The 24,806-nt window shown below is 42.0% G+C and carries 23 protein-coding genes; 9 read left to right on the plus strand and 14 right to left on the minus strand.

Annotated features, from left to right (window positions below; translation table 11 throughout):
- Window positions 1-108: 108 nt before the first annotated feature.
- Complete coding sequence (locus G1O98_RS17715; RefSeq protein ID WP_163930107.1) at window positions 109-693, minus strand: PAP/fibrillin family protein; 585 nt, start codon at window positions 691-693, stop codon at window positions 109-111.
- Between the two features lie 242 nt (window positions 694-935).
- Between G1O98_RS17715 and G1O98_RS17720 the strand changes: the two genes are divergently transcribed.
- Together G1O98_RS17720 and mraY are read left to right on the plus strand one after the other, a co-directional pair.
- On the plus strand, window positions 936-1,172 hold the full coding sequence (locus G1O98_RS17720; protein WP_012410288.1) for a DUF3134 domain-containing protein: 237 nt from the start codon (window positions 936-938) through the stop codon (window positions 1,170-1,172).
- 80 nt (window positions 1,173-1,252) lie between these two features.
- Window positions 1,253-2,344 carry a phospho-N-acetylmuramoyl-pentapeptide-transferase gene (gene mraY / locus G1O98_RS17725; protein WP_163930108.1) on the plus strand — a complete coding sequence of 364 codons (1,092 nt, stop codon included), beginning with the start codon at window positions 1,253-1,255 and terminating at the stop codon, window positions 2,342-2,344.
- A 226-nt stretch (window positions 2,345-2,570) separates the two neighbouring features.
- On the opposite strand, the gene G1O98_RS17730 is transcribed toward mraY, so the two are convergent.
- The 4 genes from G1O98_RS17730 to G1O98_RS17745 all read right to left on the minus strand — a co-directional run bounded on the left by G1O98_RS17730 (window position 2,571) and on the right by G1O98_RS17745 (window position 7,108).
- Entirely contained in the window at window positions 2,571-4,328 is a 1,758-nt protein-coding gene (locus tag G1O98_RS17730) for a diguanylate cyclase (protein ID WP_163930111.1), read from the minus strand.
- A gap of 125 nt (window positions 4,329-4,453) precedes the next feature.
- Window positions 4,454-4,966 carry a MogA/MoaB family molybdenum cofactor biosynthesis protein gene (locus G1O98_RS17735; protein WP_163930113.1) on the minus strand — a complete coding sequence of 171 codons (513 nt, stop codon included), beginning with the start codon at window positions 4,964-4,966 and terminating at the stop codon, window positions 4,454-4,456.
- A gap of 105 nt (window positions 4,967-5,071) precedes the next feature.
- Window positions 5,072-5,413 (minus strand): photosystem II reaction center protein Psb28, encoded by a 342-nt coding sequence (gene psb28 / locus G1O98_RS17740; protein WP_114082820.1) that lies wholly within the window; start codon window positions 5,411-5,413, stop codon window positions 5,072-5,074.
- Window positions 5,414-5,626: 213 nt separating this feature from the next.
- Window positions 5,627-7,108, minus strand: a complete 1,482-nt coding sequence (locus tag G1O98_RS17745) for a GTP-binding protein (RefSeq protein WP_163930115.1) — start codon at window positions 7,106-7,108, stop codon at window positions 5,627-5,629.
- Window positions 7,109-7,348: 240 nt separating this feature from the next.
- Between G1O98_RS17745 and tpiA the strand changes: the two genes are divergently transcribed.
- Window positions 7,349-8,080 (plus strand): triose-phosphate isomerase, encoded by a 732-nt coding sequence (tpiA, locus tag G1O98_RS17750; RefSeq protein WP_163930153.1) that lies wholly within the window; start codon window positions 7,349-7,351, stop codon window positions 8,078-8,080.
- A gap of 52 nt (window positions 8,081-8,132) precedes the next feature.
- Window positions 8,133-8,993, plus strand: coding sequence for a dihydropteroate synthase (gene folP / locus G1O98_RS17755; RefSeq protein ID WP_163930117.1), 861 nt, complete (start codon window positions 8,133-8,135; stop codon window positions 8,991-8,993).
- A gap of 3 nt (window positions 8,994-8,996) precedes the next feature.
- Here folP and G1O98_RS17760 read toward each other — a convergent pair whose 3' ends face one another.
- The gene (locus tag G1O98_RS17760; RefSeq protein ID WP_163930119.1) at window positions 8,997-9,833 is read right to left on the minus strand and encodes an SPFH domain-containing protein; all 837 of its coding nucleotides are present in this window, start codon (window positions 9,831-9,833) and stop codon (window positions 8,997-8,999) included.
- Window positions 9,834-10,242: 409 nt separating this feature from the next.
- Between G1O98_RS17760 and G1O98_RS17765 the strand changes: the two genes are divergently transcribed.
- Complete coding sequence (locus tag G1O98_RS17765; protein WP_163930121.1) at window positions 10,243-10,587, plus strand: hypothetical protein; 345 nt, start codon at window positions 10,243-10,245, stop codon at window positions 10,585-10,587.
- A gap of 405 nt (window positions 10,588-10,992) precedes the next feature.
- Window positions 10,993-11,172, plus strand: coding sequence for a 30S ribosomal protein S21 (gene rpsU / locus G1O98_RS17770; protein ID WP_012410658.1), 180 nt, complete (start codon window positions 10,993-10,995; stop codon window positions 11,170-11,172).
- 230 nt (window positions 11,173-11,402) lie between these two features.
- Here rpsU and pth read toward each other — a convergent pair whose 3' ends face one another.
- From pth to psbH, 3 genes are all read right to left on the minus strand, one after another.
- Window positions 11,403-12,044 (minus strand): aminoacyl-tRNA hydrolase, encoded by a 642-nt coding sequence (pth, locus tag G1O98_RS17775; RefSeq protein ID WP_114082826.1) that lies wholly within the window; start codon window positions 12,042-12,044, stop codon window positions 11,403-11,405.
- A 151-nt stretch (window positions 12,045-12,195) separates the two neighbouring features.
- Window positions 12,196-12,471 (minus strand): TatA/E family twin arginine-targeting protein translocase, encoded by a 276-nt coding sequence (locus tag G1O98_RS17780; protein ID WP_163930123.1) that lies wholly within the window; start codon window positions 12,469-12,471, stop codon window positions 12,196-12,198.
- A 150-nt stretch (window positions 12,472-12,621) separates the two neighbouring features.
- A complete protein-coding gene (gene psbH / locus G1O98_RS17785) occupies window positions 12,622-12,825 on the minus strand; it encodes a photosystem II reaction center protein PsbH (protein WP_094327589.1) in 204 nt (67 codons plus the stop codon).
- An 85-nt stretch (window positions 12,826-12,910) separates the two neighbouring features.
- On the opposite strand from psbH, the gene psbN reads away from it, so the two are divergent.
- Window positions 12,911-13,042 carry a photosystem II reaction center protein PsbN gene (gene psbN, locus G1O98_RS17790; RefSeq protein WP_012410654.1) on the plus strand — a complete coding sequence of 44 codons (132 nt, stop codon included), beginning with the start codon at window positions 12,911-12,913 and terminating at the stop codon, window positions 13,040-13,042.
- Window positions 13,043-13,118: 76 nt separating this feature from the next.
- Here the strand turns inward: psbN and G1O98_RS17795 are convergent, their stop codons facing one another.
- Entirely contained in the window at window positions 13,119-16,415 is a 3,297-nt protein-coding gene (locus G1O98_RS17795; RefSeq protein WP_163930125.1) for an alpha-mannosidase, read from the minus strand.
- Window positions 16,416-16,502: 87 nt separating this feature from the next.
- Here G1O98_RS17795 and G1O98_RS17800 point away from each other — a divergent pair, with 87 nt between their 5' ends.
- Window positions 16,503-18,149 (plus strand): hypothetical protein, encoded by a 1,647-nt coding sequence (locus tag G1O98_RS17800; protein WP_163930127.1) that lies wholly within the window; start codon window positions 16,503-16,505, stop codon window positions 18,147-18,149.
- Between the two features lie 35 nt (window positions 18,150-18,184).
- Here G1O98_RS17800 and G1O98_RS17805 read toward each other — a convergent pair whose 3' ends face one another.
- Entirely contained in the window at window positions 18,185-19,060 is an 876-nt protein-coding gene (locus tag G1O98_RS17805) for a 1-acyl-sn-glycerol-3-phosphate acyltransferase (protein ID WP_345940565.1), read from the minus strand.
- A gap of 332 nt (window positions 19,061-19,392) precedes the next feature.
- Here G1O98_RS17805 and G1O98_RS17810 point away from each other — a divergent pair, with 332 nt between their 5' ends.
- The gene (locus G1O98_RS17810; protein WP_163930129.1) at window positions 19,393-20,298 is read left to right on the plus strand and encodes an alpha/beta hydrolase; all 906 of its coding nucleotides are present in this window, start codon (window positions 19,393-19,395) and stop codon (window positions 20,296-20,298) included.
- A 171-nt stretch (window positions 20,299-20,469) separates the two neighbouring features.
- On the opposite strand, the gene G1O98_RS17815 is transcribed toward G1O98_RS17810, so the two are convergent.
- The 3 genes from G1O98_RS17815 to G1O98_RS17825 form a co-directional block, all read right to left on the minus strand.
- A complete protein-coding gene (locus G1O98_RS17815; protein ID WP_163930131.1) occupies window positions 20,470-23,091 on the minus strand; it encodes a carboxypeptidase-like regulatory domain-containing protein in 2,622 nt (873 codons plus the stop codon).
- 204 nt (window positions 23,092-23,295) lie between these two features.
- Window positions 23,296-24,123, minus strand: coding sequence for a P pilus assembly protein, chaperone PapD (locus tag G1O98_RS17820; protein WP_163930133.1), 828 nt, complete (start codon window positions 24,121-24,123; stop codon window positions 23,296-23,298).
- Between the two features lie 181 nt (window positions 24,124-24,304).
- Window positions 24,305-24,778 carry a hypothetical protein gene (locus G1O98_RS17825; RefSeq protein ID WP_163930135.1) on the minus strand — a complete coding sequence of 158 codons (474 nt, stop codon included), beginning with the start codon at window positions 24,776-24,778 and terminating at the stop codon, window positions 24,305-24,307.
- Between the last annotated feature and the right edge of the window lie 28 nt (window positions 24,779-24,806).

Here is a 24,806-nt window from a genome sequence, read left to right on the forward strand (position 1 = left end):
GCTTCCTACCCCACTACCCACCCAAAATTTAAAAAGGTATCATACCCTACTTGACAAGGTTGACATTATAGCTTAACTTCATTCGCAATTAGTATTTTTGTACAAACTTTATGTTTTACTCAATATGAACACGCTCCCCTCGTTGCCTCTGCCAATCCGCAGATCGTTATCTATATAAGTGATATCTAACCAGCCTTGCTGTTTATCACTGTTTATGGCAACATCAATCGCCGGAAATTTTCTACCTTCTTCAATTTGTTGGATAAAAGTTCCCGGAGAATTGTATTCTATTAAACGTTGTAAGCCGATAATAGACCGCTCAAATTTCACTTGGACACGCCGACCAGAAACTGGCTCAAATTTAGCAGCAATGCTGACTAATCCTTCTAAATAAGGTAAGCCATAAATCTCAGCTATGTTGTAAACACTGGTAGTCTCTACCCGGATACACTGATAGATTTGACCCAGTTTACAAAAAGGTAGACGATCTAAATTTAAAAGAGCCTTGCTAGTGGTGTATAGTAATCGCCAATTACCATCTAGCAAATTACCAGCTTCCACCGGGCGGGGTGTAGGATTAAAGTCTTCTAAATTGGCGATCGCAGCTAAGATAGCTTGTTTCTGTGCTTCAGTCGCCAGTAGACCGCGATTTGTACCAGCGATCGCATCCATGAGAGCCGCTTTTCCCATCATCGCCTGTCACCTCTAAAATCAGTCACTTTCCATCAGCATAAACAAGATATTCATAACCTATGTGTAGAGCCATAAAACTTACTAAGAATTGCTTGACTTAAGCCTTATGCCTATTAAATAAAAAATTTCTATCTGAATGCGGATTTATTCACTAAAGGGTTGAAAAGATAACTAAATAAATCCGTGTCAAGTGATAGACTCTAAATGTCAACTTACGTAAACCTTTTCTTGTCTTCTTTGATATGTTGAACTCTCCATTACGTGAAGAACCCCGTAACCAGCGAGCCCATGTCATCCCCCTCAAGCCAGAGTCCTCTTTGTTGGATTGGTTGGAAAATAAAGGTCGGATCATAACACGTGACGTTCACGACCCGGATTTTCAAGATGGGGAAGAAGAAATAGACTCCCTAATGGGTGTAGAAGATGGGATTGGCTACGACCTTGATGATGATGACGATATAGGAATCGCCGAGGATTAGCCTTTTCAGGCTAGGGACTTGGTAGTATCCCTAGCGACTGATATTCAATTTTAATAAGTGTGGAGTGAAGGGAAACTTCTGTGGACGCTAAATTATCTCCTGAGCAAGGATTAAATATTTCTGGAATTGCACTAGCCTCTTTATTAGCCGTCGGGCTAGGTACAACAGCATTTTTCTTGGATTCGATGGCCAACAGGCTACCCTGGCAAAGTATGTCGCTAACCCTGCCACTGCTGTTGTGTGCTATGGGTTCAGGTGTGGTTGGCTTTTGGGTAATACCTTTACTCCAAGCACTCAAAACTGGACAAATAATCCGCGAAGATGGCCCCCAAGCACATCTAAAAAAAGCAGGCACTCCCACAATGGGAGGTATATTCTTTATCCCTGTAGGTGTAATTATTGCCTGCATATTGTCCAATTTTGCTACAGATGTCCTTGCAGTTTCGGCATTGACAACCAGCTACGGATTGATTGGCTGGCTCGACGATTGGCAAATTCTGCGCCGGAAATCAAATAAAGGTATATCTCCCCGAACAAAACTTGCTTTGCAAGTTGGTTTTGCGGCAGTATTTTGTCTCTGGCTAATGTTTAATCAACCTTCTAATATTACAAATATTGCTTTACCTTGGGTCAGCTTCACACTACCATTAGGATTTCTATTTTGGCCAATAGCAGGTTTTGTGCTAGTTGCAGAAAGTAACGCGACTAATTTAACAGATGGCATTGATGGCTTGGCAGCCGGAACAGTAGCGATCGCACTTTTGGCATTAGGTGCCTTAATTGCACCTACAGCACCAGGGTTGATGGTTTTTTGTGCGGCTTTAAGTGGTGGTTGCTTAGGTTTCTTAGCCCATAATCGTAACCCAGCCCGCGTTTTCATGGGAGATACCGGTTCCCTCGCACTGGGAGGAGCATTAGCTGCTGTAGCGCTATTGACAAACACCTTAGTAGCACTGTTCATTCTCAGTGGTATTTTCTTTGTAGAAACCCTTTCGGTGATGGCACAGGTAAGTTATTACAAAGCCACCAAAGGCCCTGATGGCAAAGGCAAGCGCCTCTTTAAAATGGCACCCTTACACCATCATTTAGAACTCACTGGCTGGTCAGAATTGCAAGTGGTTGGAGTATTTTATGTTATCGCGGCTATTTTGGCTGCCATCTGCTTGGCGTAGGCGCATCTCGCCGCAGGCATCGCTCCATTCTGAATCATGTTTTGAGAAAATAGTAAAAGATAAAAAACAACTCCCACATCTTCAGGGAGTTGTTTTTTAATACGGGAAAATGCTTTATCTAAAACCCTCGTAGAAACGCGAAATTGCACTAAGCTTCTTTCCACTCATATTCCACCGCTTACAGAATTACGAATTACGAATTACGAATTACGAATTACGAATTATTTTAATCGTACCTATTTACATACTCCATAACCCGATTCTTCCCTGTGCGCTTTGCCTCAAGCATCGCTTGATTTGCCCGATTCAAAAAATCCTTAACTGTAATCCCTGCTTCTGATACAGCTATTCCAAAAGAGGCGGTGATCCCTTGAAGGATCTGATCGCCATCCTTCAATTGCATTTGTTCAACATCTAGCCTTAGTTGTTCTACTCGCTTCCTGAGATTTTCCAGCGTCATATTAGGCATGACAATCACAAATTCTTCACCACCCCATCTACAAGGAATATCAAAAGAGCGAATAGATTTTAATAGTAGTTTTGCTAATTCCTGAATAACAATATTGGCAGTCACATGCCCATAGCGCGAGTTATAAGATTTGAAGTTATCGATATCTAGAAAAATAACACTAAGAGGTTGTCCCGACCTTTCAGCCTCCGCTAGCCTTTGTTCCAGTATAGTTTCCATATAGCTTTGATTAAATAGTTGGGTCATCCCATCCCGCAAATTATCATGGGTAAGACGTTGTTTGATCGATAGATTATTTAGTGCAAAGCCTAAAGTTCTGGCAATAATCTCACTAATTTGTTGCTCTTCTGGACTGATTTCTTTAAGGGCATAAATGTGTAAAATCCCGACTACTTCGCCTTGCCCAAACAATGGAACACACAGATGTGTACCGCTAACAGGCTGGATTAAATGGTTGCATACCAGTCCTGATTTACCAGAAGATAAAAGGTTGACTTTACCTCTCCGTAATGCCCAACAATCAGATTGTGAAAATATTTCTTTACTGGTTCTGATTCTTTCATCTCCCCAAATACTAGTCATCTGAACATAATTTTTAGAATTAGAAATTATACAGATACAACCACTCATATCAGGAAACAGCTTGGAACAGGTTAAAGCGACTGCTTGATACATCTCATCTTTAGACTCGCAGCAATAAAGCATATCTGCCATATCTGAGAGATATATAATTTCCCGTTTTTTGGCTTCTAATCTCAGTGTTTTTTCTTCTAATTGCCGATTTAGATCGGTGAGCGATCGCTGTGCTTCTATAGATTCTGTAATCTCGATACTGATCCCACCGATGCGGCGATCGCCTGTTGCGCCATCGCTAAACGGAAACTTAAATGATAGCCAGTAACATGGCTGATTCTTGCCAGGTACCTTTACCTCTTCAATCAGCTTTAAGGGGCGTAGAGTCTTTAAAACGACTCGATCGTTTTCCATTACCCGCCGCCCCTCTTCTGGATCTGGTAAGAATTCACTATCCGTTTTCCCCAACCATTCTTGTGAATCTACCGAAAATCTAGACTGTAACTCCTGGTTATAGTAAAGCGCTCTAGATTGCTCATCTTTGATATAGGCTAGAAACGGGCCCTGATCTAGAAATAGCCGTTGCATCTGCTGGCTACGTTGAAGTTCGCGGGTATCTTCTTGATATTTGGCGATCGCCTCTACAATTTGATAAGCGGTTGGCATTAGATAGAGTAAGGCAGACAAAGAAACAAACGCCATTACATCAAGCACAACTAAGTGCAACAGCGATATTGCCGAATGTGTCTCAAAAATCGCCAAAAAGTGATGAAATCCGCAAAGTAGTACGAATCCACCTGATAATAAAAAGGCTAGCCAAAACTTAGAAGGGATAGTTGCTCTAGTTTTGGCGAAGAAAATCCCTATTAATGCGGGGATGCCAAAGTATGAAAATGCAGTGATGCTGTGAGCAATTATGCAATTCCAGTAAATAGACTGCATTGCTTATTTGATATGAATATTTCATCCGTTTCACTATAATTCTGGGTAGTCTCAAGATGTAAGGATAGAAAGGATGATTTCAGTGCCTCATAGCTTAGTTTTATGGCACCTCCCTCAAAGGCTGCTCATTTCACTCCCTTACAAAGCTGACTTACCAAGTGAGTGAGTTCAGGCACAATCAGTTTTTCCATCGCCAGCCGCACAGCATTACTAGAACCAGGAAGCGAGAAGATTAATTTATCTTGATACACACCAGCAACAGCGCGAGAAGCGATCGCTCGCGAACCAATTTCTTGATAACTTAAAAAACGGAATAACTCACCAAATCCCGGCAAAGTTTTCTCCAATAACTTCTCAATGGCATCATAAGTAGTATCTCTTGGCGCAATACCTGTGCCACCATTAAAAATTACAGCATCCAAATTTGAGCTTTTACCCAAATTTTCTATCTGCTCTTGAATCTGTGTTGGTTCATCTTTGATAATCGTGTAGGCTCCAACAGCATAGTTAGCACCAAAGAGTAAATGCTGAATTAGCTGACCACTTTTGTCTGTTTCGGGTGTGCGTGTATCGCTGACAGTAACCACAGCGCAAGTTACCGTAATCGCAAACGAATCTGGATGTGGTTGTTGTGTCATGGATTAAGGGTTTTAACTTTTAATAATGGGCAATTGGGCACGGAGAATGGCGCATTGGACATGAAAAAACAACATAAGCCATTCGCCATTCACCCTACACACTATTTATTTTTCAGCTTTGCTGAGTCCAAGATCGTTTTCTTCAGCATACCGTTCCATGAAGCGCATAAAGCGTTCCCATTCTTGGGCAGATTTCATCACGTAAAGTGCTTCTAATGCTTCCGGTTTCCCGTTGATAAATTTAGCCTTCACTTCACGGGTAATTATTTCGCCTTCTTCGTCACTCAAGTACATCCCGGTAATATCTTCGGTGCTACCTTGATCTAAAATTTTCGGATTCGTAAAAATAAACGTGGCTGTACCACTGTCACCAGTGCGCGATCGCGTCAGCCGCACTTCTGGAATTACTACTTCGTCAAGACCTTTAGAAAACTGGATTTTCGCCATGATGAATGAATTTAAACTTTTGTGATGGTTAATTTAATATTCTCTCATCAATTAGAACTCCACTGTCTATAGGCTTCTGTTATTCTTTTTTGGTGTATATACTTAAATTGCTTCTTTGTCTAGTATTAAAGTCACAGGATCATCATTTTCAAATGTGTCTGATTTAGTCGCTTGGCTTGAGGAAAATACCAGCAGTTGAAATAAATCTATACATCACTTTCTGAGTTTTACCTTATGAAGTAATTCATCTTTAATCCGGTTGAGAATTGAGGTTTCATCCAGATTTGCCAGAATCCGATTAATTACTGCTTTTGGCCCATCAGGCCCCCAAGTCGCGCCGTTGGCTAAATAAACTTTGGTAACTTGCCCAATACCGTAAGAAGAAACACCAGCTACTCCCCCTTGCGTAAGTGCCACTGATATATAAGGGCCAAGGGCAATACCTGCTGTAGCTGTTGCAGAGATACCAAGTAAAGTTTTCAATCCACTCAAACCCAAGTTTGCCAACAATTCACTAGCACCAATTCCGCCCATACTCAGGGCGATTTTTTGTAGCAGTTGTACAGCACCAGATTCAGTCATAGAGAAGCCATAAAGCTTAGATAAACCCAAAATCAGGGCAATATCAATGACCACACTACTCAGAATATCTACCACAGTTACGGGATTAAGTGCGATCGCTAATGCTTTAGTCATCACAGCCTTCCAAATCAACTGATTGGCATTCTGTTCCCGAATCATCAGTTTTCGCTCGATTAACTGCTCATTTACAACGTCGGCATAAAGCATGGTATTAAGAGCAACCAAGGCTTTACCCTCACGGTGCAGAATCTCCAAGATTTTCAGCTTCAATTCTTCAACTTGGGCATTTCCTGTACGCAACTGTATACCCCTAGTACCATCAGCACGACGAATCGCCGTCTTCACCAATGGCGATGCCGCAGCCATAACAATTTCTAAAGGCGTGAGTAATTCCCGCACCCTTTCATCCCGGATTTTGTGATAAATCGCCATCCGGTCTGCTTCTGGATACTGGTCTACTTTGTTAAACACCAAAATTATCGGTTTACCAGCTTCCCGCAACTGAGAAAGGGCGGCGTATTCTAGCTTTGTCATGTCGCCAGAGATTACAAACAGAATCAAATCCGCTTGTTTCGCAATCTGTTCAGCTAAGGCGGCACGGGTTGTACCATCTACTTCATCTAACCCAGGAGTATCAATTAATTCCACCTGCGATTGACCTACACCAGGGAGAGTAACCCGTAAAGCCCGTTCAGTTTCTCCAATCGCTTCCTCACTAATAGTCCAATTAACTGTTTGTGCAGTTTGGGTGACACCGTGCAGCGGCCCAGTTTGAAATACTGTTTGTCCAACTAAAGAATTGAGTAGCGAAGACTTACCACGTCCTACCATTCCAAAAGCTGCAATCTGCACCACCATGCGGTCTAACTTCCCCAGCATGGTTTCCAAATCAGCAATTTCTGTTTCCAATCCAGTTTTTTCTTGGGGGGTGAGGTCGAGATTGGCTACTAAGTTTCGCAGCGCGGTTTGTGCTTGTTTATAGTTCAGTTCTGTCTGAATGTCTTCAAAACTGAAAATAGCACTATCCAGTTCTTCCTCCCAACTGAGAGAATTTGCGTCAGTGTTAGCAGAATCGCTTTGATCAGGTTCAGGCACAGGTAATATCGAGGTCATATCAATATGAGGTTTGAAATTTTGGGATTTTTAAATTACCCCTGTCTCTTATCCTAGTTATTTTTAACAAGGGTTTGGGGAGTAGGGGGGCAGTGGTGCATAAAAGAATAACTAATGACTAATGACTAATGACTAATGACTAATGACCAATGACCAATGACCAATGACTAATGGATAACAAAAAGTCATAAACTGAAAAATGCATCTAAATAGCACGTTAGAATCTTGACTAAATTACCTGTGCGGAAAATCGTTATTGCCGGCAACTGGAAAATGTTCAAAACCCAGGCAGAAACCCAGGAGTTTTTACAAGGATTTCTGCCCCACTTAGAGGAAACCCCCCAAGGGCGAGAAGTTATATTGTGCCCTCCGTTCACTAATTTGAGTGTTTTGTCCAAAACTTTGCACGGTAGCCTCATCCAACTGGGGGCACAAAATATCCATTGGGAAGAATTTGGAGCCTATACAGGTGAGATTTCTGGCCCAATGCTGACAGAAAGTGGTGTACGCTTTGTGATTGTCGGTCATAGCGAACGACGGCAATACTTTGGTGAAACGGACGCAACTGTTAATCTGCGCCTCCGAACTGCTCAAAGGTTTGGTTTGACTCCAATTCTCTGTGTTGGTGAAACTAAACAACAACGAGATGCAGGAGAAACTGAAGCACTGATTGCTCTCCAACTCGACAAAGGTTTGGTAGATATCGATCAGAATAATTTGGTGATTGCCTACGAGCCAATTTGGGCAATTGGCACTGGTGAAACTTGTGAAGCAGTGGAAGCTAATCGAATAATTGGCTTAATTCGGAGCCAGTTGAGTAATCCAAATGTATCAATTCAATATGGTGGCTCAGTGAAGCCAAACAATATTGATGAAATCATGGCTCAACCAGAAATCGATGGCGTTTTAGTGGGAGGAGCAAGTTTAGAACCTGAGAGTTTCGCTCGGATTGTGAATTTTCACTTAGTGTAATGTGCCTTCTTTTCGTTCCCATGCTCTGCATGGGAATGCCTAATGTAGATTTATGCCAAGCAACTTAATAATTCGAGAACGCTGTTTCAATTGGGGACAGCGAACTTATTTGATGGGCATTTTGAATGTAACGCCTGATAGCTTTAGTGATGGGGGTGAGTTTAACACTACCTCTGCGGCTTTAGTGCAGGCGCAAGCACTCGTAGCGGCTGGTGCTGACATTATCGATGTGGGCGGTCAATCAACTCGGCCAGGGGCAAAGCAAATAACTCTGGCAGAGGAACTTGACCGGGTGTTAGCGGTGTTACAGGTGCTAAGACCAGAAATTTCAGTCCCGATTTCTGTAGATACAACCCGTGCGGCTGTAGCCAAGGCATCTGTACAAGCTGGAGCGGATATTATTAATGATATTTCTGGCGGCACTTTTGACTCAGAAATGTTGCCAACAGTTGCAGAGTTAAGTGTGCCGATTATTTTAATGCACATCCGTGGGACACCACAGACGATGCAACAACAGACTGATTATCAAGATTTGCTCGGTGAAATTTCTAGTTTTTTGGCTCGGCAAATTGAGGCAGCAACTACTGCGGGCATCGATCTGGATAAAATTATTATTGATCCTGGTATTGGTTTTGCTAAGAACTATGAGCAAAATTTAGAAATTTTTCGCGGCTTGCGATCGCTAACAAAACTCAACTGTCCTATCTTGGTAGGAGCATCCCGTAAAAGTTTCATTGGTCGCATTTTAAATCAACCAGATCCCAAAGCACGAGTTTGGGGAACGGCAGCAGCTTGTTGTGCTGCTATTTTTAATGGCGCTGATATCCTCCGAGTTCACGATGTTCAAGAAATGCACGATGTTTCACTAGTAGCCGATGCCCTATTGAGACAACCTATACAGCATGATTGCTAGGTATTACCGTTCTTCGGTTTTTTTGCCGTTACCTTCTTGTGTTACTGACTCAGCTATCAACTCCTGAAACATTTCACTTGAGTTAGCTGGGTCGACAAAGACAATTTTGGCGTTATTGCTCTCACCAAGTTTTTGGCTAGCATCTACGTAATCTTGAGCCACGAGATACCGCAAAATGTCTCTACTATCTGGATTGGAACGGAGAGCTTGAGAAATGATTTGCACTGAAGCCATAGTTCCTTCTGCTTTCTTAATAGCAGCTTCCTTTTCCCCTTCTGCTTCGGTAATTAGCGCCCGTTTTTTGATGACGGCGGCTTGCTCCTCTTCTCTAGACTTTCGCACACTTTCAGGTAGGGTAATTCTCTGAATATCTAACCGGAGAATCTCAACTCCCCAATCTGCCGTTACATTATTCAACTGATCTAATATAGCTGAGTCCATCTCTGCTCTAGAGACGTTGGTCTGCTCTAGGGTATTTTGGGCAATGATTTCTCGGAGCGTAGTTGTAGTTATCTGTGTTAATGCCCCTTGCAGATCCTCTATCGCGTAAAAGCTTCTCTCAATATCTCGAATGCGCCAGTATACAATAGCATCCACTTCTACGTAAATATTATCTTGGGTGATCACATTCTGAGGTTTGATGTCTGTATACTGCTCTCGTGTAGTATCTTCCATCACAATCTGATCTACCAAGGGAACAATAAAGTTCAGCCCCGGTTTAAGTTTCCGATGATACCGCCCCAAACGTTCGACTAGGGCCTCATTTCCTTGATTAATCAGTTTTGCAGAACCTAATGCATAACCTATAAGGGCTAAAACTATAGCAATAATTGGCTCCATGTATGCTCCTATTCGGCTTTTGGGAGAATTTAGTGTCAAAGATATGCTACTAGCTTGTCATATCTTTAGAGTTTAATGTTTTGAGTCTGTAATTTTATGAACACCAGCAGCGATGTCGAGTCGCTGCGCGTCTTGTACATAATTTTCTAAGTAAAACTATTTTGCGGAATGCGTAGAAGCTTTACTTCTTGTCGTCAGACATCGCTATTAAAGCACCTCGATCGCACCCTGGCAAGGACTACTTCATGTAATCAACATTACTTGTACTGACATCTTTAGCCAGTCTGGACTGAGATACAGTATATTCACTTAAAGTTAATCAATTTTACGTAAAATTTAGTAGTAATTTAAAAACTCTCCTACAAATCGGGTTAAAATTGGCTTCAGACATTAAAAATATAAAAATATTATGGGCAGATTGTTAATAAAACTTATAGGTTTAATCCTATTTTTCACAGGGTTATACTTTTTTGGTCAAAATATTATATTTGTTAGCGGTTACTACATACCTTTTTCCAGCAGATTACCAGCGACAGCTTCCGTATTAGCGATTATGGCAGGTGTGTTTACATTGGTGTTTTATCGCAGAGAAGCTAGTCAGCTTGGATGGATTTTGTTAGGTATTGGGATAGTACTAGTTTTCTTGAGTGGTGGAGTAATTTTCAGATCAACTAGCTTATGGAATCTATTTGTTGCTTTCGGCGCATTAGCAACTGGATATAAATTATTGAATGAGGGCAGAATCAACTTTTAAAGTTTTGAAATATAATCAAATTTTATCATATTTGCGATAGCAATCTTATTTAATTAATATGAATTGAAAGACAAAGTTCCTCAACTTATCACAGAAGTTGGGGACTTTCTATCTCACGAATAACTTAGGATTGCGATGGTAGCCAAAACTACAATTGTCGCCAGTTCATATTACAGTCAGGAAAATTTGACATTATAATTTCTCTATCTGCTTTACTATTGCTGAGAGTGTATTAGAGCGCTTAAATTAACTTTTAGTTAAGTGCCAATTTGACGTTCTACAGGTACACATAATCCGTGTCATCTGGATAGATAGCCTCTTAATAATGACTTTAGAACGGGGGGTTTTACTAAGGTTGAGGCTACTATTACAATGGAAAATGTTGATTATGAGGAACAAGCAAGAATGACCCAAGTGATTCTTGGAGAGAATGAAGCAATAGACTCAGCTTTGCGTCGGTTTAAACGTCAGGTTTCCAAAGCTGGGATATTAGCTGATGTGAAATATCATCGGCACTTTGAAACACCCATTGAAAAACGCAAACGTAAGGCAGTGGCAGCTAGACGCAAAAGAACTTTTAAATAAACCTATTTGGTGTAATATGGCGTTGCTTGAGGTTATGACCTAAAACAGGCAATAGCGCTTAGGCGTAGCCCTTCCTAGACATCGCCATTATTCTTACAAAAATTAAGCAAACTATGCCGCACTTCAATTAGGGTGTAGAGCGTGTTAAAGGCTTTATTTCGGTTGGGTAGAGCAAGCTAAAATCGCTGCCCATCAACCAAAATAAACGCCTTTAGCAAACAAACTGGCCCCTAAGACTCAGAATTATTAATGGTGCGGCTATTACAAACATTCATCGCCTTTTCTACTCCCTGCTTGAGACTTAGTTCAATACACTCAACCACGAACTGAAGTACAAGAGACATTTGCTGATTTTCGGCAGAGGAGAATCGTCCCAGCACATGGGAGACAGTATTAGAATCATCGTTATTAGCTGCACCTTTGGGTTTACCAATACCGATTCGTAAACGGGGAAAATTTTGGGTACTCAGATGTGCGATCGCACTTTTCATCCCGTTATGTCCCCCGGCCGAACCAGATAAGCGCAGCCGAGTTTTTCCCAAAGGCAAATCCATATCATCGTAAATTATCAGCACTGACTCAGGTGGCAATTTATACCAACTTGTCACCGCTTGAATTGACTGTCCTGAGCGATTCATATAAGTTAACGGCTTTAGCAAGCGAATCTTACCTCCACCTGGGGCCATACCCTCGCCATACTCACCCTGAAACTTGCGGTTTTCTGCCAAGGAAATGCGCCAAGAACGGCAGAGAGCTTCTACAGCAGCAAAGCCGATATTATGGCGTGTTTGGTCGTACTTGCTTTCTGGATTCCCCAAACCAACAATTAGTTGTGGAATCACCAAAGCTGGTTGCGTAACAGCTTCTGTCATTTTGCCTATAGTCAATTGATATGCGTCACTCAACTAGTACAATGTCTAAGCTAGTTTTGAGGGTTTGTAGTAAGCACTTCAGTGCTTAAAATCCAGGACTAAAGTCCTTACTACGAACTTGTTCACTCTTGGTAACTAATGAGACAAACTACTAGCTAGGTTGAGAAGAACTAGCGGTAGTATCCTGCTCTGATTTAGCAGGGTAGATTTGCTTAGGTTCCAATTCAGCAGTAGTCTTGACAGCTTCTTCTAACTGTTCTGCTTCTTTTTGAAACTCACTTTGAAACTCCTTAGAAGCTTCTTGGAAACTACGGATTGTTTTACCTACACTCCGACCAATTTCTGGTAGCTTCTTTGGGCCAAAGATTAACAGCGCCACTACCATAATTACACCCATTTCCGGCAGACCGATACCAAATATATTCATTTTTGTCTCCTGTCAACTATAGAACCACTACAGAAACTCATATATTATGTAGTCTACTCAATAGTTAGTATGCACTGACCATTCACAAAAAAACCCGGAAGAACCGGGTGTAACTTAACTTGTTATCCAAACTTGATAGCGGTGTATCCGTTAGCGTCCTAAACTCCGCCAATCGACATTTACATCCTGAACTAAGAGTGATCTATTGTAAAGTTGCAGAATAATCAGCAAAAACACAAAAAATAGCGCCATAAAAACAGCCATCACAGGGGTAGTACCCCAACCTGGAGCCACTTTTCCATACTCAGAGTTAAGTGGTTTCAGGATATCTCCCAACCTAGTCCTTTGTGCCATAGTTCACCTAATATTACTTGCCAAAGCTTTTTTTAATCTTCTGTAATATTCTATAAGAATAGCACTCATCATCTATCCCTCAATTATGGAACCCGCAATAGTTCTTAGCATTTCTATGGCCGCCGTGGTGGTTGCCATCACCGGAATTTCAATTTATACCTCTTTTGGCCCTCCTAGCAAGGAATTGAACGATCCGTTTGACGATCACGAAGATTAAAAGAGTCATTGGTCATTTGTCATTGGTTGGTGGTCTGTGGAAAACCACAATTGACCACTGACACAGCAATAGTGGCTCACTCCAGCCTGGAATTTATCGCTGGTATTACCTTGAAACTGGCGATTTTCCAAGGCTGTATTGTTAAGAGTTGTTGCCCAGATGAGAATTCAGTAGTAGAGGAACGCTCTAACAAATCTACTGTATCTCCTAGATTTAACCCTAAATTACTTTGCAAAGATAACTCGGCTGTTTCTCCGTGACATTCATAACACCGCAGAATTAACTGCTGTGGGTTATCTTCAGATGGCTTCAAGGCCATCAAGATTAAATTTTCAGCTGATAAACCTAGGAAACTCACCCCCAACCCATCTTTACCAGCAGAAAAGGGAGGATTTTCAGGTGGGTTTTCATTAGCAGGATTCAATATGACTTGTAACGGTATATTCAATTCATAGCCACGCCGTACCGTATGGGCTGATTCCCAGCTACCAGCATGAGGATACAAAGTATATGTAAACTCATGAAAACCTTTATCAGCCTCTGAGTCTGGCCAATTAGGGCTACGTAGCAGTGTTAGGCGGAGTTGATTTGGTTTACTGTCGTAACCGTATTTACAATCATTTAGCAAACTAACTCCGTGAATACCCTCCTGTGTTTCTCCTGTTAAATCAGCCCAACGCAAAGCGGGGACTTCCCATTTTGCCTCTTCTGCGGGGGTTTGCGGTTTAGTTGTCCGGCGAATCGCGCCACAGGGAATTTCATAAGTAGCAAAGTCTGCTTCGATATTCAGAGGAAAAGCAGCTTTCACCAATACATGATTTTCTTGCCAATTGACGGTGGTAGCTATCTTCAGTAAAGGTGAACCAGCTTGCAAAATATAGTCTTGGCAAAATTCCGATTCACCCAATTGACGCACCACGCGTACACGAATTTGCACTGGCCCTTGTTCTAGCCAATGAATAGATTGAAGATTTGTTGAGGGTAAGGGATGTTGGGCATAATTGGGGTCTATATTCCAAGCATCCCAATATTGACCGCTATCTTTAAAAGCTTGTAGTTGATTTCCCGCACCACTCAAAAGTTCTCGTTGATAAGTTTTATCAAAAATACTTGATAAATCTCCAGTATCAGGATCGATAACAACTCGCAAGAATTCATTTTCTAAAATCCAGTCTGGGAGAAGTGAGGGAGATGTAGCTTTAGCTTCCCGCAGAGTTGGAGATGAGGGGGAAAGCCAAAATAGGCGGTAGCCAACGGGTGGAATTTCGGTAGCGAGAAATAATAGGGTTGATGGTTCAGATAATTGGGAGACAAGCTGCTTTCCTGAAGTATCGTAAATCTGCCATTCCTGTGGTGTGGGTAAGGCTACAGAGACTACCTCAGAACGCTGCCAATTGAGAGAATTGAAAACGAAAATAGGTAAACTATTGGGTTTTGGTGGTTCTGATAGGGTAATGTGAGATGCGATCGCTAAAAGTGAGTCTTGTAATATCTTCGTTCCGACTTGTTCGACTTGCTGCCACTGGGGTAAGGCATCTGTGTAAACTTGAGTAATTGAAGAACCAGGTAAAATATCGTGAAACTGTTGAAATAAAACCTGCTTCCAAGCTGCTTCAATTTCTGCTTTAGGATATATCACACCACAACTTATGGTTGCTAAGGTAGCAAATAATTCAGCTTGATACAATAAATTTTCACAACGACGATTCCAGCGTTTTTGGTCTGCGTGGGTAGTGTAGCAACCGCGATGGAATTCTAAGTATAGTTCGTCATTCCAAGTAGGAAATGACGAAGAATCATCACTACTATCTCCTGCTTCCTGCCTCCTGCCTCCTGCCGACGCTCGCGGACTCGCTACCGCTGCGCTATCCTGCCTCCTGCCTCCTTCACTGATTTGCTGTAAATATTTTTCAGCCGTCGTGAATTCTAAGTCTGGAAAGAAAGGTGACTTTTGCCAGCGTTGGGCGGTTTCTAACATATCACGGGTGGGGCCGCCGCCGTGGTCGCCGACACCGGGAAGCCAGAGGGATTCTGATAAACCAGTTTGGGATTGCCATTCCAGAGCGTAGGATGCCATTTTAACTGGATCAATGCTTTCACCGATAGGTGCAGACATCAAACTAAAGACTTCGCTACCATCAGGCGATCGCCACCAAAAAGCCCCATAATCAAATTTAGTAGTATCATTCCACCGCAACTTCTGGGTGACAAAATACTCAATTCCGGCATTAGCGAAAAACTGGGGTAAAGTTGCACAGAAACCAAAAGAATCTGGAACCCACTCCATAGTTGAAAGCTTGCCAAACTTTTGCTGGATGTATCGTTGACCATACAATAGCTGACGGACTATTGATTCACCAGAAATTAGATTGAGTTCCGGTTCCACCCACATTCCGCCGACAACTTCCCAACGTCCAGCAGCTACCTGTGCTTGAATCGCCTGAAACAAATCCGGGCGATGTTCTTCAATCCAAGCGTAAAGTGCGGGAGTCGAATGACAGAAAATTAACTCAGGGAAATCTGCTTGCAACTTCAGAACCGACTCAAAAGTATTTTGCGCCGCATTCCAAGTTTCACTCACAGGCCATAACCATGCTAAATCTAAGTGAGCATGACCCAACAAGAAAATTTTAGATTTTTGATCCCCCCAACCCCCCTTCAAAAGGGGGGCTAAGATATCGGATTGAATTAGGTTTTGGCGTAGAGACAAAAACGACTTTGCTAACTCTCCCTTCTCCGTGCCCTCTGCGCCTCTGCGGTTCGTAGCCTCCTCCACCACCTCTACCAAAGTATCCAACCTCTCCGGCGCGAACCTTTCCAAATAAAGCTGCACCACAGCCAATTCATCAGCCACAAAACCCGGATCGGGATTATTATCAACTATAGACTCATAAACTAGGAGCGATCGCACTAAAGCACCATCACAATGTCCCGGACTCACTAACCGCAAAGCCACAACAAACTCTTCCCCTGGCGTTACCCCTCGACTGAGAAGCACTCTCGGCGAACAATCAAATAAATCACCCTCCAGCACTAACTCCCCATTCACATAAATCTCAGCAGAATCTGCCCACCAAACCAGCGCCAGCCGCAAAGATAACCCAGCTAAAGGATAACCCTGTAAATCTTGGGGCACTACCAACCTTTGCACTAGCCATAGTACTTTTTTCCCCCCAGTCCAAGCGATATGTTCTTTAGCATTCAACTTAACAGGTTGCCAATGAGACAAATCAGCAGCGACAACATCAGTAATAATCAGGTCAGATTCCTGGTATAGCCAGCTAGACTGAAGATTAACTTGGCAAAAAGAGCGTAGTTGCTCAATTGCTTGTGAGATGATTTTGGTATGAGATTGAGAGACAGTGGGAGTCATATATTCGCTAATATGAGGTGTTGGTTGTTTTTATTGTTTGGCGCGAGTCTCACAACTTAACAAGACTTGAACTAAAAAATTACTACTATGTCTTCTGGTTCCTCTGGTCGTTATCAAAGCAGACTATTTAACTTTGTCCACCAGCAATCCCGGCGGGTGACACAACAGTGGGAACACACCTTTCGGCATTTGCAAGTTGCCACTAAGTGGGGTGTGGAGGCACTACTTTACCCAGTGTATCTACTGTTTCAGTCATCTGAATCATCTGGGAAAACGCTACAGACCAAAGAGCCACAAACTAGACTAAAGTTACAACCAAATGATACCGATTTCCAGTCCGAAATTCCAAATGCTGATAGTCCTATTCAACAAGTACTAGAAGCAGTCAATTACGTGTTGTCAGATGAAGCAGCCTCCACGACTACAAAAACATCTGAAACTTTCAATCCTTTGGCTTTATTGGGAGTTTTCAGGCTGAAATTTGTTGATAAAAATTCGACAAATAACGTAATTTATATAGAATCTTCAAGTATTACAGAGAATAAAGCGGAGATTATCAATTTACAGTTAGATAACGCTCTAAAACAGCATTTACCCGCTGTGCGGGGAATTGCCACAAATTTGATGAATCGGAGTTTAGTACTTGTTACTACCGAAAATGAAATTCTAGATATTTTGACACCCCAGCAGCAGGCAAAGTTAGAAGATCGAATTATTAACGAAGTTGCTAATTACTGGCAGTCTTGGCGGTTGATTATAGCCAAAAAAGAAACGGAGCTATTACCACAAATTGACCGTTTATTAGCAAAACTCACTGACGGAAATACAACCAAAATTTCAGCTTTAGCTGAGGGCATATCAAAAGATTTACTTAATACTGAAAGATTACTAGCATTTCTAGATATAGCTGTTGCTAAGTTGGAGTCAAATGCTTTAGTACCTGTGCAAGAACGTAGCCAGGAAATTGTTCAAGTTGCCCAAACTCAGTTAAACATATTTCTTTATGGCAAAGAGCAATTAGCTGCTAGGGGAGAAATTGCAACCACTACTGATGGTTTGGAAACTCATACACTGAATATTCAGGCTTTGATTGAGGCGGCGCTTAATTACTTTTTTGGTGTTGGTAATAGAAAAACATTTGATTCAACAACTAGTGATGAGCAATTGCCAGGAAAACTATTCTCATCACGCTTTAGAAAAGCCTTGTTTAAAAGCCCTCTATTGGAGAACCAGGATTTAGCTGTTGATCCTTGGCTAACATGGAATGATTTATTTGGAGACACTGAAACCGTTGCTGAGAAATCAGTAAGAGATTCTCAAGTTCAAAATCCTGCTTTAGCTGCAAGTTTATCAGTAGGGCATTTTCCCCAAAAGAATTTAACTGTAAAACAACCTAAAATCGGATCTGGTTTGGTGCAAAGGAAACAAGCAAATAGTAATCTTGCCTCAAGCCAAAAAATATCTGTAAAAGTTTCTTCTACAAAACAAACTCAAGCCCATACTTCCCTAACTAAACGCGAGATTCGTAAAGGGGAAATTTTGCAACAGCAGTTTCCTCAAAGTAGTCAAGTTGAGGCACAGCCAGACTGGATAGAAACCAAAGCAACTTCAACAGGCTATGAGAAACATCCCTTAGAGCAACTTCTGGAATGGGTTGATTATGCTATGCTCTGGCTAGAAGAGAAATTTGTAAAGATTTTTCAGTCATTACGGCAGATGTGGCAGGGAAAATAATAGTAATTCCTAATCTTTTTAGAGCAATAAACTCTTCACCACAACATGTGATTTAGGAAATAACGTAACAGCTTGGTTCCGGTTGGTTCTTGATAGTTAGTTGGCAACATAGCCAGCATCGCATTCTGTAACGTCTCCAAAGCTACTTCTACTTCCTGGCGCTTTGGTCTGGTTGTTTGGGCAAAGTGTAACGGTTCACCGACTCGAATTGTTAACTCTTTTCTTAAATAGAGGTCATGAGTCCCAATCAGTGCAACTGGAATAATCGGTACACCAGCCCGCAAGGCATAAATCACAGTCCCGCGTTTTAAAGGGAGATGCAACTTACCCTCAGCAGTTCCGAGTCGTCCTTCGGGAAAGAGAATCATCCCATCTCCACGAGTCAAAATTGCCAGGATAATCCGGTCTATCTGTCGGAGTGTGTGTATATCTTCCCCTGTCGGTACAGTCTGTTTAATTGCTGTAGCAAGCTCAACTAAATCTTGCCTTCCTGCTTTAGCCGCTTCCATCACAGCAACTTCTTCTTTCCACACCCGTTCCAAAGGAATCACACCCCCTGCAAAACCGAGGATGAAGCGCTTCCACCACTTGTTATAAAGAGTACGAGCATCGCCCAGGATGTAATAGTGGGGTTGGGTAGGGAGTTCGGCTAACAGGAGTAAGGGATCTATATGGTGGAGATGGTTGACAGCTAGAATTGCAGGTTTCTGAGGTATTCTTTCGAGATGTTCGACCCGTACCTTGAAAAAGGAATGGATGAGTGATCGCATCACAAAACGACGCAGCCCAGAGTTGGCTCTAGGTTCTGAATGCCCCTGATTAGCATTTTCCAAGCGATTGAGGGTTTTTTCGATAATCTGGCGAACAGCGCGATCGCCAGCCGCAGATACACCCTCTTTTACCCGCTTTATACTTGCAGCAGTTAAAGTTTCTAATTGTCTACTATCTTCCTGCTGATGGCTAGATTTCGAATCGGTATGAACCTCGGAAATTACCCCATCAGCTTGGTCTTCCTGAACAGATCCCTTAGAAGAGTTTTTGATAAAAATCTCCTTGAATTCATGAATAAATCATAATTCTTGAGGTTATATTATTAACCAATCCACGGTTAGAAATTGTGGAATTATCTTATCGATATTTTAATAAATTAGCTGTAATTATCCCCATAGCCAGAAGCTATTTTTATACAACCAGTGTTGACATGTTAGTAACTTGCTGAGAGAATACCTAAAAAATTAACCAGATGATTGACCATAGCGATCGCATCGCGTCTCGTAAAGAAGGCACATTCCAAGGTGTTGGAGGGCTTGACCTCTATTATCAAAGCTGGCATCCAGAGGGTAAAGTAAGAGCAATATTAGCCATTGTGCATGGACTCGGAGCCCACAGCGATCGCTACAGTAATGTAATTCAGCATTTGATACCCAAACAATACGCCATCTATGCTTTAGACTTACGTGGTCATGGACGCTCACCAGGTCAGCGAGGCTATATCAACGCTTGGAGTGAGTTTCGAGAAGATTTGGTAGCCTTTTTACAGTTAATCCAAACTCAGAATCCTGGCTGCCCAATTTTTCTTTTGGGTCATAGCTTAGGTGGGGTGATTGTCTTAGATTATATTCTGCGCTATCCGCAACAAGCATCAGTTTTGCAAGGTGCGATCGCTCTCGCGCCAACCTTGGGGAAAGTTGGGATTTCACCGATTCGGGTGCTTTTAGGAAAACTGCTCTCACGGGTGTGGCCGCGTTTCACACTGAATACAGGCATTGACATCAGTGCTGGTTCAAGAGATCCGCAGGTTTTAGCTGCGATCGCTCAAGATACACTGCGACATACCCTTGGTACTGCCCGTCTAGCTACAGAATTCTTTGCAACAGTTGATTGGATTAATGCTCACGCAGCTGATTGGCAATTACCATTATTGATTCTCCACGGTGGCGCAGACCGAGTGGCTTTACCTGAAGGAAGTGACATCTTTTATCAACGGGTAAAATGCACAGATAAGCTGAGAATTGAGTACCCAGAAGCCTATCACGAAATTCAGCGTGACCTCAATTATCAAGAGGTAATGGCAGATTTAGAGAGTTGGTTGGAGCAACACCTATCATCTGAGGTGGTGCAGTTAGGACGGGGAAGCACTGAATTATAGGGACTTCTAAATAAAAAAACATTCCAAATTTTATTGTGGGATGGCTGTCCGCACCCGTCCCATATTCAAGGCGGGCAGGATGCCCACCCCACAAGATGGATAATTTATTTCTTGTCAGTCCCTAATTATTTTTAATTAATAATTTTTAATTTTTAATTGGAGCGAAGCGACTTATGGCTGTTGCAAATTAAGCTCTTGGAATGGTTCAGAAGACTCTTCCAATTTCAAGCTACCAGCAGATTTACCGTTGATTTGCAGAGTGTATTTACCCTGTGACAAGCCTTCTAAATAATAGACTCCAGCTCCGTTGGTGACAGAAAAACGCCGAGTTGTTTGATCTGGTTGTATGGCTTCTACCCGTGCGCCTGCGATCGCTTGACCTTGAGTATCCGTGACTACCCCCGATCGCGCGTAAGAACGAATTAACGGAATCATCACAGGGGTGTAACTCCCAGCAACTACATCAACAGCTACAGACTCAACCATAGGCTGCCAATCAGGGGGTAAACCTGCTGGATCGAGGTCGAGGCGATAAATACCAGGAGGCATTCTTACTAAAGTGCGATCGCCCTGGATTTGTGGCGAAAATAATTTAAGGGGTTTATTGTTCAAAGTCAACAACAAATCAGCATTATCTGTATAAACTTCTTCGCCTCTATCCTGTTTAATATTATTGTTCCGGTCAAAAAATGGCTTAATCAACAGTCCGCCTTGTGTACGAAAGTAATTAGAACGGCGATCGCCTGGACTAATACCTCCTTGGAGATTCAGGCTAGAAGCTAAATCTATGCTGAAAGTTGCTTCATCGGAACTCGGCGATACACCTTGATAACGCGCCCGTAATAGCAAACCGGGTAAAACTGTTGTTGATAATGTGGCTAGTATTCCATTACCTTGAGAACCAACGCCATAACCTAACTGTGCTTCCCACTGATAGCTACCATCAATCGCCTGTTGTTGTGAACGATAGCGCCAACTCACACTTAGCAAGCTGTCGCTACGATTTTGATTGTGTGTTTCATAATTTAACAGCAGTGAGTTGCCACTACTAGAAAAACGGTTTTTAGATAAGTTGTAATTCAGTTCCGACAAAGTACTGATTTCGTTACCGCGTTGCGTTAATTCTAGTTTCCCAAGACGTTGCAGCAAATTCCAGCGCAGACGGTTTTTAGTATCTAAGCTGACACGGGCAAAGGTAAAGGCATCTTTGCCACTCAAGTTAAATTGCATTCCGCTAGATGTCGCATCACCCGTGTCAGTACTGGCGAATAAAGTGAATTGAGGCAAAACTCGCCAATCTAGATTAAAACGGCTAGATAAGCGATCGCTGGTAAATATAGCACTCAAGTTAGACGCTGGATCGTAGCGAATATCTGTATTCACATCCCACTTATTACCCGTCAGTGCTGAAACTGCTACCTGCAAAGGTAAGTTTCTAGCACGCCAAAATAATTCTGCTAAGGCTTTAGGCGATTCGTCATATACTCCACCTAAGCCTACTGTCAGATTTTCCGATAAACCCCAACGTCCAGCAATTCCTCCCCGAAAGTCAGAAAAGTTGCCCAACAGACTTTGATTTCCCAAAGAATCCCGTCGCAACCCGCCAGAAACGATTAATCCTGAAGCACCTGCTGGTAATTGTCCTGGAACTGTAGAAAAATTAGCCTGTTGAATTTCTGGTTGGGCGGTGAGTCGCCCTTGGGGATACAGCAAGACGCGATAATTATTTGCCAAAAATTGATTTTGACTTTTAATATTTTCAAAGCGGTAAATGCCAGAAGAATCAATTAAAATTTCGGCAATGATGCGATCGCTAAAACCTTGTACTAAGCGCACTAATGTACCTGGTTCAGCCTTACCAGCAATTGTGCGTCCAATAGCATCTGCTTGTAAACGTTGGCGAGGATCGGAAGAACCACCGCCAAAGGGTTGAGGTGGTACAAACCCCTGTCGTTGAATGGATGTAAAACCCCAATAGTCTCCTGTTCCTTGAGTTTGCCAAAAAGTTGGCTGGGAACCCACAAAATAATCAGCTGAATTAGTTTGTCGCAGAAATTGCGCTTCAGCAATATTCCAAGTTTGTGAATTTTGTAAATTTGGTTGATCGGTGCGGATGAACCACGAACCACCGAAAGCACTACCAACAGCTAGGAAATCACCTCGATAACTTGTTGATCTTGTAGCACCACCGCTAGCATTTACCTTCTGTTCAATTGCCGCAACACTAAACTTTTTAGGTGTAATGTGTGGTAATCCTTCTAGTTGAATTGGAGTTTCTGTTTCTGCTATGCCGCTAGATTTATCTACGCCTGTAACATCTAAAATAATGGCGTATTCATTGATGTCAAATTTTGCCCCTATACCAAAGAAAGTATGTAAATCTTGAATTGTAAAAACTAATCCTAATTCTGGATCGGTGCGAAGTTTTGTTGGGTTGATGCGAGTCACAACACTAAGCGATCGCACTTCTAATTGACCGTCTGGTAAAGTGGTAACATTTAATTTTAACCCTTGAACGACGGCATCATAGGGTAATAGCCAATTTTGAAAATCAATTGCTTGGGAACCATCTTCTTGACCACGTACCAAAACGCTAGAATTGACATTGCGGTTGCCGACATTTAATCCTACGGGAAAAACTTTAAATTCGGAATTCTTCGCTAATTGGGCACTTGTAGGTGTTTGTGGATTTGATGCAGGCGTATCTGCCTTAGCTGGGATGATCATAATTTGATAGATAAGAGCGATCGCAGCTAGCAGACATCTGCCTCTAATTAATAACCGAAGTTGCACAAATTTTTAACTTCTCAGTAAAATTTCCTACAGAAATAGAGACATTACATTGCAACATCTCTACCAACATATAATTCCCAAGCATCAAATAAAATTATCGATATTAATGCTGTATTTTACAGTAATACCAATTCTCCAAAATCAGATTAAATCTGGCATCTTTAATCTGATTTTTTAATTAAGAATTACGAATTATTACACAAGCTATTTTTTCTGTGATGCAGCTGTTTGTCTAGGAATAGTAATATTTACATTGAAGGGCAACTTACTTTTATTATTGTCTTCACCCCAGAATAACTCACCACTTAGCTGATATTGACCAGGATTCAAGGCTGGTTGGTCTTTATTGGGGTAATTTAATAAAAAATTGCGATCGCTATTTGCCACTACAGCATTAGTATCTATCTGCCCAGTTTTGACAACAGTTTGCCCTTGGCGTAACGTCCAATTTAAACTGGGGAGAACAGTTGCTTGACCACTATTGCGAACTAAAAGTTGAATTTGTTTTTGCTCTGGGTTAAAACTGGCACTATCAATTGCTAGTTGGGGAGAAAGATTGCCTTTTCTGACATATAATGTTACGCCAATTCGTGCTACTAAAGTAATATTATTACCAGCAGCATCTTTCGATTCAGTAAGAGTTTCATTAAATACGACCGCTCGATATTCGCCATCTGGTAAATTAGGAGCCAAGCGACTGATGAGGCGTACCCGGCGAACTTCTCCTGGTTTGACAGTCAACTCACGCGGTGAGAATTGCAGATATTTCGTCAAGTCACTGGGACTAGAGGATAAGGTTTGAAACCCTGCATCGCGGCTATAAGTAAAAGGTTCAGCATAGATGCGAATGCGAGAAGGGGTTTTGCTAGTATTGGAAATTGTAATCATTCCTTGGGCTTGTCCGCGTTCCGCTTTGGCTTCAATCACTAGCGGAGAAACGCTCATTTGTGCTTTAGCAGCAGCAGGAAACAAAACTAGGGCGAATAAGCCAGCACTAACAGCAGCTAGAGAGCGCCAATTACTCTTGAGCATATTTATAACTATGGCAGGATTGTAAAGTTAATTTCTGATTTATAGTTCCCAAAAGGAGATTTATTTTATCTATTGGTCATGAGAAAAATATCTTGCCGCTTGAAGATTTACTCTTTAACGACAAGATATTCAATAACTATTTTTCTCAACCAAATTGAAGGAAAACTGGAAAAATTTTAGACTATGGCACGATAGTCAATGTTGTTACATAGCTGTAGTTTCCAGGAACAAGGGGACTGCCCTTATCTACTATCATGTCTATATCCAAAGGCAAACCGCTACCAGAGGGCAGCAACACAGGACTACCACCCTGAGAACTAGTACTGCCAAAAGGTGAATTGATATAGCCATTAGAGTTAATGGGTGTAAAACTAGGGCCTCCGGTCTGCTGTGGCTTAGATATACTCACTCTGGCACCTTGGTTACAGCTAACAAAAACCTTACCAAATTGTCCTCCAGGATATCCTCCCGCTAGTGAAGTTGGGTTAGTCTGCTGGTTGAGTCCTAATTTACCAGGGATAATTTGATCGAAGTTGCAGACACCACCGACATTTACTGTAAAGGGCACATCAGCCGTTTGTGCAATTGTTTTGGGTGCAAGAGCAGCAGAACCAACAATTATCAAAGCAACGGTTAATAAAGAACGACGAATCATTTTTAAATCCTTCTCAAATAAATAAGGG

The organism is Nostoc sp. UIC 10630, from assembly GCF_010747425.1.
Taxonomy (GTDB): Bacteria; Cyanobacteriota; Cyanobacteriia; order Cyanobacteriales; family Nostocaceae; genus Nostoc.

Coding starts and splice junctions, on each gene's coding strand:
- G1O98_RS17810 (WP_163930129.1), top strand. CDS start 19,393: ATGATTGACCATAGCGATCGCATCGCGTCTCGTAAAGAAGGCACATTC.
- G1O98_RS17720 (WP_012410288.1), top strand. CDS start 936: ATGTTGAACTCTCCATTACGTGAAGAACCCCGTAACCAGCGAGCCCAT.
- G1O98_RS17760 (WP_163930119.1), bottom strand. CDS start 9,833: ATGGAGCCAATTATTGCTATAGTTTTAGCCCTTATAGGTTATGCATTA.
- G1O98_RS17735 (WP_163930113.1), bottom strand. CDS start 4,966: ATGACACAACAACCACATCCAGATTCGTTTGCGATTACGGTAACTTGC.
- folP (WP_163930117.1), top strand. CDS start 8,133: ATGCCAAGCAACTTAATAATTCGAGAACGCTGTTTCAATTGGGGACAG.
- G1O98_RS17795 (WP_163930125.1), bottom strand. CDS start 16,415: ATGACTCCCACTGTCTCTCAATCTCATACCAAAATCATCTCACAAGCA.
- G1O98_RS17800 (WP_163930127.1), top strand. CDS start 16,503: ATGTCTTCTGGTTCCTCTGGTCGTTATCAAAGCAGACTATTTAACTTT.
- G1O98_RS17730 (WP_163930111.1), bottom strand. CDS start 4,328: ATGCAGTCTATTTACTGGAATTGCATAATTGCTCACAGCATCACTGCA.
- psbH (WP_094327589.1), bottom strand. CDS start 12,825: ATGGCACAAAGGACTAGGTTGGGAGATATCCTGAAACCACTTAACTCT.
- G1O98_RS17715 (WP_163930107.1), bottom strand. CDS start 693: ATGATGGGAAAAGCGGCTCTCATGGATGCGATCGCTGGTACAAATCGC.
- G1O98_RS17745 (WP_163930115.1), bottom strand. CDS start 7,108: ATGACCTCGATATTACCTGTGCCTGAACCTGATCAAAGCGATTCTGCT.
- pth (WP_114082826.1), bottom strand. CDS start 12,044: ATGACAGAAGCTGTTACGCAACCAGCTTTGGTGATTCCACAACTAATT.
- rpsU (WP_012410658.1), top strand. CDS start 10,993: ATGACCCAAGTGATTCTTGGAGAGAATGAAGCAATAGACTCAGCTTTG.
- G1O98_RS17825 (WP_163930135.1), bottom strand. CDS start 24,778: ATGATTCGTCGTTCTTTATTAACCGTTGCTTTGATAATTGTTGGTTCT.
- G1O98_RS17820 (WP_163930133.1), bottom strand. CDS start 24,123: ATGCTCAAGAGTAATTGGCGCTCTCTAGCTGCTGTTAGTGCTGGCTTA.
- psb28 (WP_114082820.1), bottom strand. CDS start 5,413: ATGGCGAAAATCCAGTTTTCTAAAGGTCTTGACGAAGTAGTAATTCCA.
- G1O98_RS17780 (WP_163930123.1), bottom strand. CDS start 12,471: ATGAATATATTTGGTATCGGTCTGCCGGAAATGGGTGTAATTATGGTA.
- G1O98_RS17765 (WP_163930121.1), top strand. CDS start 10,243: ATGGGCAGATTGTTAATAAAACTTATAGGTTTAATCCTATTTTTCACA.
- psbN (WP_012410654.1), top strand. CDS start 12,911: ATGGAACCCGCAATAGTTCTTAGCATTTCTATGGCCGCCGTGGTGGTT.